The 15,479-nt window shown below is 73.8% G+C and carries 16 protein-coding genes, 1 pseudogene and 1 riboswitch; of the genes and pseudogenes, 13 read left to right on the top strand and 4 right to left on the bottom strand.

All coding sequences use genetic code 11. The features are described from left to right. The first annotated feature begins 153 nt into the window (after positions 1-153). Positions 154-1,497 (top strand): endolytic transglycosylase MltG, encoded by a 1,344-nt coding sequence (gene mltG / locus ACZ6NC_RS12780; protein ID WP_465731875.1) that lies wholly within the window; start codon positions 154-156, stop codon positions 1,495-1,497. Positions 1,498-1,648: 151 nt separating this feature from the next. Here mltG (ACZ6NC_RS12780) and ACZ6NC_RS12775 read toward each other — a convergent pair whose 3' ends face one another. Beyond that, positions 1,649-2,047 carry a hypothetical protein gene (locus tag ACZ6NC_RS12775; protein ID WP_465731873.1) on the bottom strand — a complete coding sequence of 133 codons (399 nt, stop codon included), beginning with the start codon at positions 2,045-2,047 and terminating at the stop codon, positions 1,649-1,651. Between ACZ6NC_RS12775 and mltG (ACZ6NC_RS12770) the strand changes: the two genes are divergently transcribed. From mltG (ACZ6NC_RS12770) to ACZ6NC_RS12735, 8 genes are all read left to right on the top strand, one after another. Further along, complete coding sequence (mltG, locus tag ACZ6NC_RS12770) at positions 1,994-3,661, top strand: endolytic transglycosylase MltG (RefSeq protein WP_465731871.1); 1,668 nt, start codon at positions 1,994-1,996, stop codon at positions 3,659-3,661. The two genes, ACZ6NC_RS12775 and mltG (ACZ6NC_RS12770), sit on opposite strands and share 54 nt — an antisense overlap. A gap of 34 nt (positions 3,662-3,695) precedes the next feature. Next, entirely contained in the window at positions 3,696-4,526 is an 831-nt protein-coding gene (locus tag ACZ6NC_RS12765) for a shikimate dehydrogenase (RefSeq protein WP_465731869.1), read from the top strand. A 312-nt stretch (positions 4,527-4,838) separates the two neighbouring features. Continuing rightward, positions 4,839-6,023, top strand: coding sequence for a chorismate synthase (gene aroC, locus ACZ6NC_RS12760; RefSeq protein ID WP_465731867.1), 1,185 nt, complete (start codon positions 4,839-4,841; stop codon positions 6,021-6,023). Further along, complete coding sequence (locus tag ACZ6NC_RS12755; protein ID WP_465731865.1) at positions 6,020-6,541, top strand: shikimate kinase; 522 nt, start codon at positions 6,020-6,022, stop codon at positions 6,539-6,541. The genes aroC and ACZ6NC_RS12755 overlap by 4 nt, the downstream gene beginning before the upstream one ends. After that, the gene (gene aroB, locus ACZ6NC_RS12750) at positions 6,534-7,622 is read left to right on the top strand and encodes a 3-dehydroquinate synthase (protein ID WP_465731863.1); all 1,089 of its coding nucleotides are present in this window, start codon (positions 6,534-6,536) and stop codon (positions 7,620-7,622) included. The genes ACZ6NC_RS12755 and aroB overlap by 8 nt, the downstream gene beginning before the upstream one ends. Before the next feature lie 8 nt (positions 7,623-7,630). Further along, entirely contained in the window at positions 7,631-8,059 is a 429-nt protein-coding gene (gene aroQ / locus ACZ6NC_RS12745) for a type II 3-dehydroquinate dehydratase (protein WP_465732119.1), read from the top strand. 329 nt (positions 8,060-8,388) lie between these two features. Beyond that, positions 8,389-9,234, top strand: coding sequence for an AAA family ATPase (locus ACZ6NC_RS12740; RefSeq protein ID WP_465731861.1), 846 nt, complete (start codon positions 8,389-8,391; stop codon positions 9,232-9,234). A gap of 95 nt (positions 9,235-9,329) precedes the next feature. Then, positions 9,330-10,139, top strand: coding sequence for an Fpg/Nei family DNA glycosylase (locus tag ACZ6NC_RS12735; protein ID WP_465731859.1), 810 nt, complete (start codon positions 9,330-9,332; stop codon positions 10,137-10,139). An 81-nt stretch (positions 10,140-10,220) separates the two neighbouring features. Here the strand turns inward: ACZ6NC_RS12735 and ACZ6NC_RS12730 are convergent, their stop codons facing one another. Continuing rightward, positions 10,221-10,673: a DUF3995 domain-containing protein gene (locus tag ACZ6NC_RS12730; RefSeq protein ID WP_465731857.1), complete on the bottom strand. Its 453-nt coding sequence runs from the start codon at positions 10,671-10,673 to the stop codon at positions 10,221-10,223. A 138-nt stretch (positions 10,674-10,811) separates the two neighbouring features. Here ACZ6NC_RS12730 and ACZ6NC_RS12725 point away from each other — a divergent pair, with 138 nt between their 5' ends. Further along, positions 10,812-11,330, top strand: coding sequence for an RNA polymerase sigma factor (locus ACZ6NC_RS12725; protein ID WP_465731855.1), 519 nt, complete (start codon positions 10,812-10,814; stop codon positions 11,328-11,330). Next, positions 11,327-11,806, top strand: coding sequence for an SRPBCC family protein (locus tag ACZ6NC_RS12720; RefSeq protein WP_465731853.1), 480 nt, complete (start codon positions 11,327-11,329; stop codon positions 11,804-11,806). The genes ACZ6NC_RS12725 and ACZ6NC_RS12720 overlap by 4 nt, the downstream gene beginning before the upstream one ends. A 144-nt stretch (positions 11,807-11,950) precedes the next feature. On the opposite strand, the pseudogene ACZ6NC_RS12715 reads toward ACZ6NC_RS12720, so the two are convergent. After that, positions 11,951-12,292: pseudogene (locus tag ACZ6NC_RS12715) on the bottom strand (ArsR/SmtB family transcription factor); the annotation flags it as partial. Positions 12,293-12,374: 82 nt separating this feature from the next. Further along, positions 12,375-12,565: riboswitch (cobalamin riboswitch) on the top strand. Between the two features lie 33 nt (positions 12,566-12,598). On the opposite strand from ACZ6NC_RS12715, the gene nicT reads away from it, so the two are divergent. Continuing rightward, positions 12,599-13,750: a Nickel transporter NicT gene (nicT, locus tag ACZ6NC_RS12710; protein WP_465731851.1), complete on the top strand. Its 1,152-nt coding sequence runs from the start codon at positions 12,599-12,601 to the stop codon at positions 13,748-13,750. 33 nt (positions 13,751-13,783) lie between these two features. Here nicT and ACZ6NC_RS12705 read toward each other — a convergent pair whose 3' ends face one another. Further along, complete coding sequence (locus ACZ6NC_RS12705; protein WP_465731849.1) at positions 13,784-14,650, bottom strand: EamA family transporter; 867 nt, start codon at positions 14,648-14,650, stop codon at positions 13,784-13,786. Positions 14,651-14,789: 139 nt separating this feature from the next. Between ACZ6NC_RS12705 and ACZ6NC_RS12700 the strand changes: the two genes are divergently transcribed. After that, positions 14,790-15,362, top strand: coding sequence for a helix-turn-helix domain-containing protein (locus ACZ6NC_RS12700; protein ID WP_465731847.1), 573 nt, complete (start codon positions 14,790-14,792; stop codon positions 15,360-15,362). The last annotated feature ends 117 nt before the right edge of the window (positions 15,363-15,479 follow it).

Here is a 15,479-nt window from a genome sequence, read left to right as displayed (position 1 = left end):
TGCTCCGACCAGGAGGGGGCGGGCGCCTGATCCGTGGGGGGGGTGTTTTGTTCTTCCTTCTCTCCTTCCCCCCCCCCCCCCCTCTCCCACCCCCCCCCCCCCCCCCCCCCCCCGGGCCCCTCGCTCCGTTTCCGGGACCGCCGAGGGGGCGCAATGACCGACCAGGACTTCACCCCGGGGCTCACGCCCGGCCACCTCGGTGCGCCGGTCATGGAACCGGAGGGCCGCGCGCCGGGCGCGCCCCGGCCGCGCCCCGATGCACCCGATCCACACCGCCGGCGCAACGGCCTGGCCTGCGGGCTGACCGCGCTCGCCCTCGTCGCCGTTTTCGGCGGGATCGGCCTGACCGGGTACACCTGGCTGCAGGGGCAGCAGAAGCCGCCGGCCGCCGCCGACTTCGCGGGGGCGGGCAGCGGCCAGGTCCAGGTCTCGGTGCCCGAGGGTGCCGGGCTCACCCAGATCGCCTCCGCGCTGGTACGCAACGGCGTGGTGGCCAGCTCGCTCGCCTTCACCCGGGCGGCGAAGGGCAGCGCGGCCGCCGCCGGGCGGATCCAGCCGGGCACGTACACGCTGAAGCAGAAGATGTCGGCGGCCGCGGCGCTGGCGATCCTGGTCGACCCCGCCAACGCCAACGGCCTGACCATCCCCGAGGGGTGGCGCGGCAACCAGATCTACGCGGCGATCGACAAGAAGCTGGACCTGCCCGCGGGCACCGCCCAGAAGGCGGCCCAGGAGCAGGCCGGCGAGCTGGGCCTGCCGGAGTTCGCCAAGGGCAGCCCCGAGGGCTACCTCTTCCCCGCGACCTACAGTGTGACCGACGGCACCACCGCGGTGGACCTGCTGAAACAGATGGTCGAGCGGGCCGGCAAGGAGTTCGCCCGGGACGACGCGGACGTCGTCGCGCAGAACCTCGGGCAGAGCCTGTACGGACTGGTCACCATCGCCAGCATGGTCCAGGGCGAGGCCGACAACACCGAGGACATGGCCAAGGTGGCCCGGGTCATCTACAACCGGCTGGCCAGGAACATGCCGCTGCAGTTGGACTCCACGATCAACTACGCGCTCGGCCGCTCGACCCTGAACACCACGGTCGGCGAGACCAAGCTGGACTCGCCGTACAACACCTACCTGCACGCCGGCCTGCCGCCGACACCCATCGGCAACCCGGGGCGGCAGGCGATCATGGCGGCCGTCGACCCGGCGCAGGGGGACTGGCTCTACTTCGTCACCGTGAAGCCGGGGGACACCCGGTTCACCGACAGCTTCGAGGTGCAGCAGCGGAATGTGGCAGAGTTCAATGCCGCCAACGCGGCCAAACCGAGCGGGAGCGCGGGGGCGTCGGCCTCCCCGGGGAGTGCTTCCGCGGAGGCTTCGGGGTCGTCGGGAAGTGCTTCCGCGGAGGCTTCGGGGTCGTCAGGGACTGCTACTGCGGAGGCTTCGGAGTCGTCGGGGAGTGCTTCCGCGGAGGCTTCACCGGCCGTGCCGGGCGGGCAGTGACCGGGCCGTCGACCCTGCCGGTGACCGGTCTGCGGTACGGTAACGTCTCCCTCCAGGCGATGCAGTAGCACGCCGGTTCGAGAAAAAAACCGGGACGCCGTCCCGGGACGGTCGGTCCGATCCTCCGGCCGTCTCCGTCGGTGTAAGGGGATCAATGACCGATCTGGGTCGGGGCTACGGCCCCCAGGGCTCCGAGCCGTGGCACCCCGGTGATCCCGCGTACGGAGGCCAGCAGCCGGTCCCCGGCCAGCAGGACGGCCAGTGGCAGCAGCAGCCGCAGCAGCCCCAGCAGTACGGCGGCGGCCAGCAGGGCTACCCGCAGCAGATGCAGCAGCCGGCGCAGCAGGGTTACCCGCAGCAGGGGTACCCGGCCGAGTACGCGCAAGCGCAGCAGCAACAGCCGCAGCAGTACGGCGGGCAGCAGTTCCCGCAGGGTCAGCAGCAGCCGCAGCAGTACGGCGGCGGCCAGCAGGGCTACCCGCAGCAGGGCGGCCAGGTGCCGAGCGGCGGCCAGGGCTTCCCCGGGCAGCAGGGCTACCAGGACCAGCACGGTTACCAGGGCCAGCAGGGCCAGCAGGGATACCACGGGCACGGGCCCGGGCAGCAGGGCCAGCAGGGCTTCCCCGGGCAGCAGCCGAACTCCCAGGGCCAGGGTTATCAGGGCCAGCAGGGTCAGCAGCAGGGTTACCCGCAGCAGATGCCCCAGCCGGGGGCGGGTCAGCAGGGCATGCCCCAGCAGCAGATGCCCGGTCAGCCCGGGGCCGGTCAGTCCGGCGTGGGCCAGCCCGGCGTGGGTCAGCCCGGTGGGGCGCCGCAGCCGGGTGGGCGCGCCGCGCGGCGGCAGCAGCAGGCTGCGGCCCCGGCCGGCCCCGGTGCCGACGGCATCGACTGGGAGGCCGAGGCCGCCGCACTGGAGGCCGGCGGCCACCCGGCCGAGGCGGAGCCCGAGGCGGCCGAGGACGAGTGGGACGGCCACCAGGACGACTACGCCGGCAGCGGCGAGGACGAGAACGGCGGCTTCCTCGGCGAGGAGGACAACTCCCGCGAGGGCAAGAAGAAGCGCAAGGAGAAGGGCAAGAAGTCCGGGCGCCGCAACGGTGGCGCCTGCCTGGTGGTCGCGCTGGTGCTGCTCGGCGTGGCCGGCGGCGCCGGTTGGTGGGGCTACGGCTTCTACAAGGACCACTTCGGCCCGCCCCCGGACTTCCAGGGCGAGGGCACCAGCAGCGTGCAGGTCGAGATCAAGAAGGGCTCGACCGGTGGTCAGATGGGCATGACCCTGAAGGCCGCCGGCGTGGTCAAGAGCGTCGAGGCGTACACCCAGGCGTGCGACAAAGAGCCCAAGTGCACGACCATTCCGTACGGCTTCTACGCGCTGAAGAAGGAGATGTCGGCCTCGGCCGCCCTCCAGGCCCTGCTCGAGCAGAACGGTGGCGCCGCGCTGGTGCTGCCCGAGGGCCTGAACTCCACCGAGGTCTACGCCAAGATCGACGACAAGCTGAAGCTGCAGAAGGGCACCACGGCGGACGTCGCCAAGGCGCAGGTGGCCAACCTCGGCCTGCCGGCGTACGCGAACGGCAACATCGAGGGCTTCCTCTGGCCGACCCGGTACAACATCGCCGAGGGCATGAAGCCCGAGGACCTCCTCAAGCAGATGGTGAAGAACGCCACCGAGAAGTACCAGGGCCTGGACGCCCAGGCCTCCGCCGCGGGGCTGAAGAACGGCTACGAGGTGGTCATCGAGGCGAGCATCCTGCAGCGCGAGGGCAACAACCCGCCCGACTTCGCCAAGATGGCCAGGACCATTCAGAACCGCCTCGCGGCCGACGGTGAGATCAAGCACCGCCTGGGCATGGACACCACGCTCCAGTACTCGCTCGGCCGCAAGGTGCTGGACAAGAAGGACATCGACGACGCGTCCAACAAGTACAACACCTACATCAACCCGGGTCTCCCGCCCGGGCCGATCTCCAACCCCGGCGAGGACGCGATCAACGCGGTGACCCACCCGGCGGACGGAAAGTGGTTGTACTTCATCGCGATGGATGCGACGCACACCCTCTTCGCGGAGACGGACAAGGAGCACGCGGCCAACGTCGAGCAGTACTGCAAGGCGGCCGGCCAGGGCTTCGACAAGGTGCGCGTCCACTGCACCACCGCCAAGTAGCCCGCGCGGGTAACTCGCCTACGGAGAATCAGCGTTGACCAGCAAGCACCGGGCCGCCGTCCTCGGCTCGCCGATCGCCCACTCGCTCTCGCCGGACCTGCACCGGGCCGCCTTCGCGGCGCTCGGGCTGGACGGCTGGCGCTACGACCGGTTCGAGGTGGACGAGGCCGGGCTGCCCGGCTTCCTCGCCGGGCTGGACGAGGCGGAGTGGACGGGCCTGTCGCTCACCATGCCGCTGAAGCGCGCGGTCATCCCGCTGCTCGACGAGGTGAGCGCGACGGCTCGATCGGTCGAGGCGGTGAACACGGTCGTGTTCACCGCCGACGGGCGGCGCACCGGGGACAACACCGACATTCCCGGGCTGGTCAACGCGCTGCGCGAGCGCGGCATCACCGAGGTGCCGGGCGCGGCAGTGCTCGGGGCCGGGGCGACCGCCTCCTCGGCGCTGGCGGCACTCGCCCAGATCTGCACCGGCGAGGTGACCGTCTACGTGCGCAGCCCCGAGCGGGCGCGCGAGATGGCCGAGCTGGGCGAGCGGCTCGGGCTGGCCGTCCGGACCGCCGACTGGGAGCGCGGCGCCGAGGCGCTGGCGCAGCCGCTCACCGTCTCCACCACCCCGGTCGGCGCGACCGACGCGTTCGCCGCCGGGCTCCCGGCCGCGCCCGGTGCGCTGTTCGACGTGCTGTACCACCCGTGGCCGACGGCGCTGGCCGCCGCCTGCGCCGAGCGCGGTGCGACCGTGCTGGGCGGGCTGGACCTGCTGGTGCACCAGGCGGTGCTGCAGAGCGAGCGCTTCACCGGCCGGACTCCGGGCCCGCTGGCCGCCGTCCGGGCGGCGGGCGAGGCGGCGCTCGCCGCGCGCTGACGCAGGGCGGGTTCGGGCGGTCCGGGCAGGCGCTGCTGCCGCGCGCTGTACCGACGTGCCGCGCCCGTTCGGCGGGCTCTGCCGCACCGGTACGACGTGCCGTGGCGCCGGATGCTCTTGTGGAATTTCGTGCCACACCGGCGAGTCCGGCCGTCGCTCGCGGGTCGTTGCGTCCGACGGTTGGCCGGTTGCTGTCCGTCACCCGGACTGTGCTCCCGGGTGCGCCCGGGGCATGAAAGGATTCAGGGACAAAGGCACGCCCGGGCGGGTCACGGCTGTCCCCGTGGCCGGTCCGCTGATGAAGGAGCTCCGTTGGGTACGTTGCGCTGGCTGACGGCGGGGGAGTCGCACGGCCCCGCACTCGTCGCGACGCTGGAGGGCCTGCCGGCCGGTGTACCGGTCACCACCGCCGTGGTGGCCGACGCGCTGGCGCGCCGCCGGCTCGGCTACGGTCGCGGCGCACGGATGAAGTTCGAGCAGGACGAGGTCACCTTCCTCGGCGGTGTCCGGCACGGCGAGACCATGGGCAGCCCGGTGGCGATCATGGTCGGCAACACCGAGTGGCCGAAGTGGGAGCAGGTCATGTCGGCCGACCCGGTCGACCCCGAGGTGCTGGCCGGCCTCGGCCGCAACGAGGCGCTGACCCGCCCGCGCCCCGGCCACGCCGACCTCGCCGGCATGCAGAAGTACTCGATCGACGAGGCCCGCCCGATCCTGGAGCGCGCCAGCGCCCGTGAGACGGCCGCCCGGGTCGCGCTCGGCGCCGTCGCCCGCGCGTACCTCAAGGAGACCTGCGGCATCGAGATCGTCAGCCACGTGGTCGAGCTGGCCGCCGCCAAGGCCCCGGCCGGCGTGCTGCCGCTGCCCTCCGACGAGGCCCGCCTCGACGAGGACCCGGTGCGCTGCCTGGACGCCGACGCGTCGAAGGCGATGGTCGCCGAGATCGACCAGGCCCACAAGGACGGCGACACCCTGGGCGGCGTGGTCGAGGTGCTCGCCTACGGCGTGCCGGTCGGCCTCGGCTCGCACGTGCACTGGGACCGCCGGCTGGACGCCCGCCTCGCCGCCGCGCTGATGGGCATCCAGGCGATCAAGGGCGTCGAGGTCGGCGACGGCTTCGACCTGGCCCGCGTGCCCGGCTCCCAGGCCCACGACGAGATCGTGCCGACCGCCGACGGCATCAAGCGCACCTCCGGCCGCTCCGGCGGCACCGAGGGCGGCCTCACCACCGGCGAGCTGCTGCGCGTGCGCGCCGCGATGAAGCCGATCGCGACCGTCCCGCGCGCCCTGCAGACCCTGGACGTGCGCACCGGCGAGCCGGCCAAGGCCCACCACCAGCGCTCCGACGTCTGCGCCGTGCCGGCCGCGGGCATCGTCGCCGAGGCGATGGTCGCCCTGGTGCTGGCCGACGCGGTGAGCGAGAAGTTCGGCGGCGACCACGTCTCCGAGACCCGCCGCAACGTCCAGGGCTACCTGGACAACCTGATCGTCCGATGACCACGCCACTGGTGGTGCTGGTCGGCCCGCCCGGCAGTGGCAAGTCCACGGTCGGCCGGGCGCTCGCCGAGCGCCTGGGCGTCGGGTTCCGGGACACCGATGCCGACATCGAGCAACTGGCCGGCAAGCCGATCCCGGAGATCTTCATCGACGAGGGCGAGCCGCACTTCCGCGAGCTGGAGGCGAGCGCCGTGCGCGCCGCCACCGGGACCCACGACGGCGTGCTCGCGCTCGGCGGCGGCGCCGTCATGGCCGAGGCCACCCGCGCGCTGCTGCACGAGCTGCCGGTGGTCTTCCTGGAGGTCCCGCTGGCCGACGCGGTCAAGCGGGTCGGCCTGGACGCCCCCCGCCCGCTGCTGGCCGTCAACCCGCGGGCCCGCTGGCGTGAGCTGATGGACGCCCGCCGCCCCCTCTACCTGGAGGTGGCCACCGCCGTCGTCGACACCGCCGGCCGTTCGCCCGAGCAGGTCGCGGACGCCGTACTGGAAGCACTGGAGCTGAAGACCACTCATGAGTGACACCGTCACGATCCACGTCGGCGGCAGCGCCGGCCACGACCCGTACGACGTGCTGGTCGGGCACCAGCTGCTGGGTGAGCTGGCGCCGCTGATCGGACCCCGGGCCAAGCGGGTCGCGCTCATCCACCCGGAGGCGCTGGCCGCCACCGCCGACGCGATCCGCGAGGACCTGCTCGGCGAGGGCTACGAGGCGATCGTCCTCCAGGTGCCCAACGCCGAGGACGCGAAGAGCGCCGAGGTCGCCGCGTACTGCTGGTCGGTGCTCGGCCAGACCGGGTTCACCCGCAGCGACGTGATCGTCGGCCTCGGTGGCGGCGCCACCACCGACCTGGCCGGCTTCGTGGCCGCCACCTGGCTGCGCGGCGTCCGCTGGATCTCGATGCCCACCACGCTGCTCGGCATGGTCGACGCGGCCGTCGGCGGCAAGACCGGCATCAACATCGCCGAGGGCAAGAACATGGTCGGCGCCTTCCACCCGCCGGTGGGCGTGCTGGCCGACCTCGACACCCTGGAGACGGTGCCGAAGCACGACTACGTCTCCGGCCTCGCCGAGGTCGTCAAGTGCGGCTTCATCGCCGACCCGGCCATCCTCGACCTGATCGAGGCCGACCCGGAGGGCGCCAAGAGCCCGGCCGGGCCGCACACCGTCGAGCTGATCCGCCGTGCCGTCCAGGTCAAGGCCGACGTGGTCTCCGGTGACCTCAAGGAAGCCGGCAAGCGCGAGATCCTCAACTACGGCCACACCCTCGGCCACGCCATCGAGCGCAACGAGCGGTACAAGTGGCGGCACGGCGCCGCGATCTCCATCGGCATGGTCTTCGCCGCCGAACTCGGCCGCCTGGCCGGGCGGCTGGACGACGAGACCGCCGACCGGCACCGCACCGTGCTGGGTTCGGTCGGCCTGCCGCTGAGCTACCGCGCGGACGCCTGGCCGAAGCTGCTGGACGCCATGAAGATCGACAAGAAGTCGCGCGGCGACCTGATCCGCTTCATCGTCCTGGACGGCCTCGGCAAGACCTCCGTCCTGGAGGGCCCCGACCCGTCGCTGCTGGTCGCCGCCTACGCGGAGGTCTCCTCGTGACCCGGGTGATGGTGCTCAACGGCCCCAACCTCGGCCGGCTCGGCAGCCGCGAACCGGACGTCTACGGCGCCACCTCGTACGCCGGGCTGGTCGACCGCTGCACCGTGCTCGGCAAGGAGTTCGGCTTCGAGGTCGAAGTCCACGAGACCAACTCCGAGCAGCAGATGGTGGAGTGGCTGCACGAGGCGGCCGACGGCCGGGTGCCCGTGGTCATCAACCCGGGCGCCTTCACCCACTACTCGTACGCGATGCGCGATGCCGCCGCCCAGCGGACCGCCCCGCTGATCGAGGTGCACATCTCCAACCCGTACGCCCGGGAGACCTTCCGGCACACCTCGGTGATCGCCGCGGTCGCCTCCGGGACGATCGCCGGGTTCGGCCTCGGCTCGTACGAACTGGCGTTGCGCGCGCTCGCGGAGCAGCTCACCACACGGTAGGGCGGGGGCGGCCGCCCTCGTCAGCGGCCCGGCGGCGGACTGTGCCCGCTGCCGGGCCGACGTGTAGTGTCCCCGCTGGAGGAAGTCGGGAGGTGACCGTGACGCAGTACGCCGGGGGTGGGCACGTCCCCCCACGTCCCGTCGCTCCACCGGCCCCGCCGTACCCCGGCACCGCGACCGCCACGGCTCCGCCGGCCCCGCAGCCACCGGCGAGCGGGGTGCCGCAGGGCGCGGCCCAGACCGCTCCGGGCGCTCCGGGCGCTTCGCAGGCCGTGCCCGCGACCTCGGCGGCTCCGCAGCCGGCGCCCGTCGCGGCGCAGCCTTCCCCGGTGGCCCCGCAGCCGGTACCGCCCGCGCCGGTCGCACCGCAGGCCGCGGCCCGGCCCCCGTACGGTGGCCACCCGGCCGTCCCGCCGACCGGTCCGGTGCCGGTGCCGCCGGGCGCGCCCGTGCCGCCGCCCGGTCCCATGGCACCCGCGGCACCGGTCGTCCCCGCGGCCCCTGCTCGTACCGCCGCTCCGGCCCCCGCGCCCGTGCCCGCCGGGTCCACCGGGCACTTCCTGCTGCCCTCCGGCGCGCCCGTCCAGCTCCCGCCGCACCCGCAGCCGCACGCGCCGGCCGGGCCGCTCGCCGTGCTGCTGATCGGCCCCGCCGGTGCCGGCAAGACGACCGTCGCCCGGCACTGGGCCGAGCGCCGGCCCACGCCGACCGCGCACATCAGCCTGGACGACGTCCGCGAGTGGGTGCAGTCCGGCTTCGCCAACCCGCAGTCCGGCTGGAACAACGCCTCCGAGGCGCAGTACCGGCTGGCCCGCCGCACCTGTGGCTTCGCCTGCCGCAACTACCTCGCCAACGGCATCTCCTGCATCATCGACGACGCCGTCTTCCCGGACCGCCCTGCGATCGGCCTCGGCGGCTGGAAGCGCCACATCGGGCCCGGCATGATCCCGGTCGTGCTGCTGCCCAGCCTGGACTCGGTGCTCAGCCGCAACGCCCGGCGCAGCGGCAACCGGCGGCTCAGCGACGAGGAGGTGGCCCGGATCCACGGGCGGATGGCCGGCTGGTACAACTCCGGGCTGCCGATCATCGACAACTCGCACCTGGACGTCGCCGCCACCGCCGCCGAGCTGGACCGGGTGATCCTGGCGCGGCTGATGGGCATCCCGGTCCGCTGAGCCACCCGCCTCCGGGGCCCGCGCCCGGCCGGGCTGTCGGTGCCGGCTGCGATGATGGACGCGTCCTGTCGAACCACCCGGGGGAGCTGACGCCCGTGCCGGAAGGCCACATCATCCACCGCCTCGCCGCCGAGAACGCCAGGGCCTTCGGCGGCCGCCCCGTCCGGGCCAGCAGCCCGCAGGGCCGGTTCGCCGACGGCGCCAAGCTGGTCGACGGCCAGGTGCTGACGGGTGCCGAGGCCACCGGCAAGCACCTCTTCCTCGGCTTCGAGGGCGGCTCCTGGGTACACATTCACCTCGGCCTGTACGGCGGGTTCGGCTTCGGCGAGGGCCCGGCGCCCGAGCCGGTCGGCCTGGTCCGGCTGCGCCTGGAGAACGACGACGCCTACGCCGACCTGCGCGGCCCCAACACCTGCGCGCTGATCACCGGCGCCGAGAAGGCCGCCGTCGCGGACCGGCTCGGGCCCGACCCGCTGCGCGCCGACGCCGACCCGGAGCCGGCCTGGCGGCGGATATCCGGCAGCCGGACGACGGTCGCCGCGCTGCTGATGGACCAGAAGGTGCTGGCCGGGGTGGGCAACGTCTACCGTGCCGAGGTGCTGTTCCGGCACGGCGTCAACCCGCACCGGGCCGGGCGTGACCTCACCCGCGCCGAGTGGGACGCGATCTGGGCCGACCTCGTCGCCCTGATGCACGAGGGCGTCGGCGCGGGCCGGATCGACACCGTCCGCCCCGAGCACACCCCCGAGGCGATGGGCCGTCCGCCCCGGGTGGACGACCACGGCGGCGAGGTCTACGTGTACCGCCGGGCCGCGATGCCCTGCCTGGTCTGCGGCACCGACGTCCGGACCGAGGAACACGCCGCCCGGAACCTCTTCTGGTGCCCGACCTGCCAGCAGGCCTGAGGCCGCCGAGCCGGCCGAGCCGGCCGAGCCGGCCGGGCCTGAGCCGTCCCCGGCCGCCCGACCCGGTCCGGTCAGGAGCCGTCAGCCGTCCGTCCGCCCGCGGGCGACCGACCAGGCGGCGGCCGCGCCGGCCAGGCAGAGCGGCGTGTAGAGCGCCAGGTTGAGCGGGTAGAAGACCGAGCCGGTGTCGGCCCCGATCCCGGCCGCCCAGACCAGCCCGGCCAGCCCGCGGGCGAGCATCCCGCCGGCCACCGCGCGAGGGCCCCAGCGCAGCGCCACCGCGGGCAGCCGGCCGGCCAGGCCGTCCAGTACCCCGCCCCGGGCGAGGACCAGGGCCGCCCCCGTGAACAGCGCCGCGGCGAGCGGGACCAGGACCGGCGGGGTGAACGGCACGTCGGCGTTGAGCACGGCCTGGGAGAGCGACGCCGTGTCGGCCGCCGGCCAGGTGCTGCCGGTGGCCCAGTAGACGTGCAGCAGGCCGTCGGCGGCGAGCACGGCGGCGACGGCGAGGGCGGCGGTACGGCGGCGGTTCATGGTGGTCCCCCAGGGGATGCGACGGTGTGTCACCCGCAGGAGCGGCCCCGCCCGCCGGACGTTCCCGTGGCGAGCGTCACACCGGAAAGTCGCCCGGGAGAGGGAACGTCCGGGCCTCCCGCCGCCTCTGATGCGGATGTGGATGGTCCCGACACCCGAACCGCCAGCGACCCCGCCGCCCTGGTCCGCGCCGCCCAGCGCGGCGACCAACTGGCGGTGAGCGAGCTGCTGGAGCTGGTCACGCCCTACGTCCGCCGGCTCTGCGGCCCGATCGCCCTGGACGACGGCCCCGACGCGACCCAGGAGGCGCTGATCGCCGTCTTCCGCAAGCTGGGCCAGCTCCAGGACCCGGCCGCGCTGTTCGGCTGGGTCCGCTCGATCGCCGTCCGGGAGGCCGTCCGGCATGTGAAGCGGGTCGCCCGCTGCGTCCCGGCCGACCTCTCCGAACTGCCCCGCCCCGGTGATCCGCAGCTGGCCACCGACATCGAGGACGTCCTCGCCCGGCTCAGCCCCGAGCACCGGGCCGTCCTGGTGCTGCGCGACCTGGAGGGCCTGGACGAGCGGGCCACCGCCGACCTGCTGGGCGTGGCGGCCGGCACCGTGAAGTCCCGGCTCTCCCGGGCCCGACTCAGCTTCCGAAGGGCGTGGCAGCAGTGAGCGCGCAGACCCCCTGGCCGGTGGCGGCCTTCGACCCGGTGCGCCGACTGCACGTCATCGCCGCCGTCACCCCGGGCGCCGACGTCCGCGAGACGGTGATCGACGCGCCGTTCGACCAGGTCTGGGCCGTCGCGGCGGACCTGGAGGACGGGCTGCCGCGCTGGCTGCCGGATCTCCGCACCGTCCGCCTCACCGCGGGCCCGGCGGACGGCCGCGCCGAGGCCCTGGTGGTGGGACACAGCCGGCTGCGGGCCCGCTTCGACGTCGAGCTGACACCCGGCTGGTGCCTGATGCGCAGCCGCTTCCTGCTCGGCGGCATGGCGGCGCGCCCCGAGCCGGACGGCACCCGGTTCGCCTTCCTCGGCGCCTTCCGCCTCCCCGCCGCCGGCCTGGTCACCCGGGCCCTGCGGCCCGCCACCGACCCGCTGGCCCGGCGCTCGCTGCGCCGTTTCGAGCGGCTGGTGCGGCAGGGGTGACACCGGCCGCGGAACGGATGATGCCGGCTCAGGGCCCCCGTCGGGCCGGCAGGTGAGTCAGCCGGCCGCAGCGGTGGGCTCGTGGTGGTCCGTCGCGGAGCCGCCGGCGGTGTCGGGCGCCGGCTCGTGGTGCTCGGCGGCGGCGCATTCGTCCAGCAGGGGGCGCATGGCGTCGTCCACGAGCCGGTAGCGCACCACGCGTCCCTCCTTGTCCCCGGTGACCACGCCGGCTGTGCGGAGCAGCCGCAGCGCCTGGGAGACGGCGGGGTCGCGCATGCCGGTGGCGACCGCGAGGTCGCTGACGGCGAGCGGCCCGGCGCGGTGCAGGGCGAGCAGCAGGGAGAGCCGCCCCGGGTCGGCGAGCAGTGAGAACCGCTCGGCCCAGGACCGGACGTGCCCGGTGTCGCCGATGGCGGCGATGGCCTCGCAGACCCGGTGCCCGTCGATGGTGCGCTGACCCGCGCGGTCGGCCGGTACGAGATGCATGCGGACATTCTTGCAGGCCCCGGCCTGTGATCCTGGACACCTGCGCAGGTGCGCAGCCTTGCAACGGTGCTGCGCGGCCCCCTACGGTGTTGCCCGCCGTGGTGCTCGGGAAGACCGGTGACGGACCCTCAGGGTTCAAGTCCGGAGCGGCCCTCGCCACTGTGATCGGGGGAGTCGTCCGTACCCACGACGCCACTGGGCGCCTCGCGCGCCTGGGAAGGCGGGTACGGAAGCCCCGTCAGCCAGGAGACCGGCCACGGCATCTCACGAACGACTTTCCACGAGGTGCTGGAGCGTGATCCGCAGATGACCGTGCCCGAAACCGCCGCTGCTCCGGCGGCGCCGTCCGTCCTGCCCACTTTCCGCTGGAGGCGGGAGGACACCGTCCGCACGGCCGGGCTGATCGGGGTGATCCTGGCCATGCACGTGGTGGCGTTCGGGACGCTCATATTCCTGGTCGCCCCCGAGAAGTACGAGGTCGGCACCCAGGTCTTCGGGGTGGGCCTGGGTATCACCGCGTACACCCTCGGGATGCGGCACGCCTTCGACGCCGACCACATCGCGGTGATCGACAACACCACCCGCAAGCTGATGGCGGACGGCAAGCGCCCGGTCTCGGTGGGCTTCTGGTTCGCCCTCGGCCACTCGTCGATGGTGGTCATCATGGCCGCCCTGGTGGCGGGCGGCGCGCAGCTGGCCAACACGCTGATGGACGACGAGTCGGTCACCCACCAGTGGCTCGGCGTGGTCGGCACCTCCGCCTCCGGTGCCTTCCTCTACCTGATCGGCGCGCTCAACCTGGCCGCCCTGTTCGGCATCCTGAAGGTGTTCCGCTCGATGCGGGCCGGGCAGTTCGACGAGGCGGAGCTGGAGGAGCACCTCAACTCGCGCGGCTTCCTGGCCCGGGTGCTGAACCGGGCGACCCGCTCGATCACCCGGCCCGGCCAGATGTTCCCGGTCGGCATGGTGCTCGGCCTCGGCTTCGACACCGCGACCGAGGTGACCCTGATGGTGATGGCCGGCTCCGGCGCGGCCTCCGGGCTGCCCTGGTACGCGATCGTCTGCCTGCCGCTGCTGTTCGCGGCCGGGATGAGCCTGTTCGACACGCTGGACGGGACGTTCATGAACTTCGCGTACCAATGGGCGTTCTCCAACCCGGTACGCAAGGTGTACTACAACCTGACCATCACTGGACTGTCGATCGCGGTGGCGTTCATCATCGGCACCATCGAGCTGGTCGGGGTGCTGCACGAGAAGCTGGACCTCACCGACCCGGTCAGCGGCTGGATCGCGGACATCTCGCTGGACAACGTCGGCTACGCGATCGTCGGGCTGTTCGTGGTGGTCTGGGCGGCGGCGATCGCCTACTGGCGGCTCGCGGGGGTCGAGCAGCGCTGGAGCCCTCAGGCGGTGAAGGCGGCTGCTCCGGAGGACGCCGCGTCGGAGTCGGTGAAGTAGTCGGCGAAAGCAGCCGGCGAAGCAGCCGGCCCGTCAGGCCGCCGCGAGCAGCAGCGTCCCGGCCACGGCGAGCCCGGCACCGACCACCTGCACCGGGCGCAGCCGCTCCTTCAGCACCCCGCGGGCCATCAGCGCGGTGACCACCGGGTAGAGCGAGGCCAGCACGGCGGCCGCCGCGGCCGAGCCGCTGTGCGAGGCCAGCGCGTACGTGCCGTTGGCGGCGACGTCGGCCACGCCGACCGCGGTGAGCGCGGGGAGCCTCGCCCGCAGGCCGGGCAGGAGCCGGCTGCCGCCTCCGCCTTCGCCTCCGTCGCGGTGCAGGCTGAGCAGCAGCGCGCCGCCGCCGACGGCGACGTTGCAGAGCCGCTGGACGCAGAGCACCAGCAGCAGTCCGCCACCGGTGGAGGCGTGCGCGATCAGGGCCATCACCGCGCCGAAGCCGAAGGCGGCGCCAAGGGTGAGAGCCAGCACCCGCCGGGCGGCCGCCGGTCCGCCGCGCTCCGGCCCGCCGGCCAGCACGACGCCGACCACGGCGACCGCGATCCCGGCGGCCTGGCCGAGCCCGGGGCGCTCGCCCAATGCGAGTCCGACGCCGACCGGTACGGCGACGCCGATGGTGGCGAGCGGCGAGACCACGCCCATCGGGCCGAGCGCGAGCGCCCGGTAGAAGGCGAGCATGGCGAACGGGCCGATCACCCCGGCGGCGACGGCGTACCAGAGGGCGGGGGAGGCGTCCGTCCAGCCGCCGGTGGCCAGGACGGCGGCGAGCAGCAGCACGGTGGCGGTCAGCTGGGAGGCGACCACCACGGCCAGCGCGGGCAGCCGGCGGGTCAGCGCGCCGCCGCCGAAGTCGGCCAGGCCCCAGAGCAGGCTGGCGGAGAGGGCGAGCAGGGCGCTCATGAGGCGGCCGGGAGGGCCGGCGGAACGTAGGACAGCACAATGCACCCCGCAGTACAGTCGAATGGACTCGTTGCCGAGTGGGCAGCGTAGTCCACTCAAGTGAACTATTCGAATCAATATATTGAACTGGACTGACCGCGTGCCGGACCCCGACCTCGTCTCCCAGGCCCTCGCCCGGAACCTCAAGCGCGTGCGCGCCGAGCGCGGCCACACCCTCGACGCGCTCGCTGCCCGCTCCGGCGTCAGCCGGGGCATGATCGTCCAGATCGAGCAGGACCGCACCAATCCGAGCGTGGCCACCGTGGTCCGGCTCGCCGACGCGCTCGGCGTCTCGATCGCCCGGCTGCTCGACTACGACGAGGGCGCGGGCGTCCGGATCGTCCCCGGCGACCAGGCCGTCCCGCTCTGGACCGGGCCGTCCGGTGGTACCGGCACGCTGCTCAACGGTGTCGAGGCGCCCGGGCCGCTGGAGCTGTGGGCCTGGCGACTGGAGCCGGGCGAAGGCTACGGCTCGGAGCCGCACCCGGCGGGGACGGTGGAGATCATCCGGGTCGAGGAGGGCGAGCTGACCCTCGTCCACGGCGAGCGCGAGCACCTGGTGCCGGCCGGCAGCACCGCTTCCTTCGACGCCTCCTATGCCCACGCCTACCGCAACGCGGGGACCGGCGCCGTGCGACTGACCATGGTGGTCTCCGTCCCGCCGCCGCGCTGAGCCGCCCGCGCCGAGTCGCCCGCGGACCTGAAGTGCGGACCTGGAAGGGGGGGGGGGGGGGGGGGGGCGGGGGGGGGGGGGGGGGGGGGGGGGTTTTTTGTTTGGTGGGGGGGGGAT

It is taken from the genome of Kitasatospora sp. NPDC041988, from assembly GCF_055588525.1.
The sequence above is the reverse complement of the archived record's forward strand: the minus strand, read 5'-3'. Positions and strand labels throughout refer to the sequence as shown.

Coding starts and splice junctions, on each gene's coding strand:
- mltG (WP_465731875.1), top strand. CDS start 154: ATGACCGACCAGGACTTCACCCCGGGGCTCACGCCCGGCCACCTCGGT.
- ACZ6NC_RS12755 (WP_465731865.1), top strand. CDS start 6,020: ATGACCACGCCACTGGTGGTGCTGGTCGGCCCGCCCGGCAGTGGCAAG.
- aroB (WP_465731863.1), top strand. CDS start 6,534: ATGAGTGACACCGTCACGATCCACGTCGGCGGCAGCGCCGGCCACGAC.
- aroQ (WP_465732119.1), top strand. CDS start 7,631: ATGGTGCTCAACGGCCCCAACCTCGGCCGGCTCGGCAGCCGCGAACCG.
- ACZ6NC_RS12730 (WP_465731857.1), bottom strand. CDS start 10,673: ATGAACCGCCGCCGTACCGCCGCCCTCGCCGTCGCCGCCGTGCTCGCC.
- nicT (WP_465731851.1), top strand. CDS start 12,599: ATGACCGTGCCCGAAACCGCCGCTGCTCCGGCGGCGCCGTCCGTCCTG.
- ACZ6NC_RS12705 (WP_465731849.1), bottom strand. CDS start 14,650: ATGAGCGCCCTGCTCGCCCTCTCCGCCAGCCTGCTCTGGGGCCTGGCC.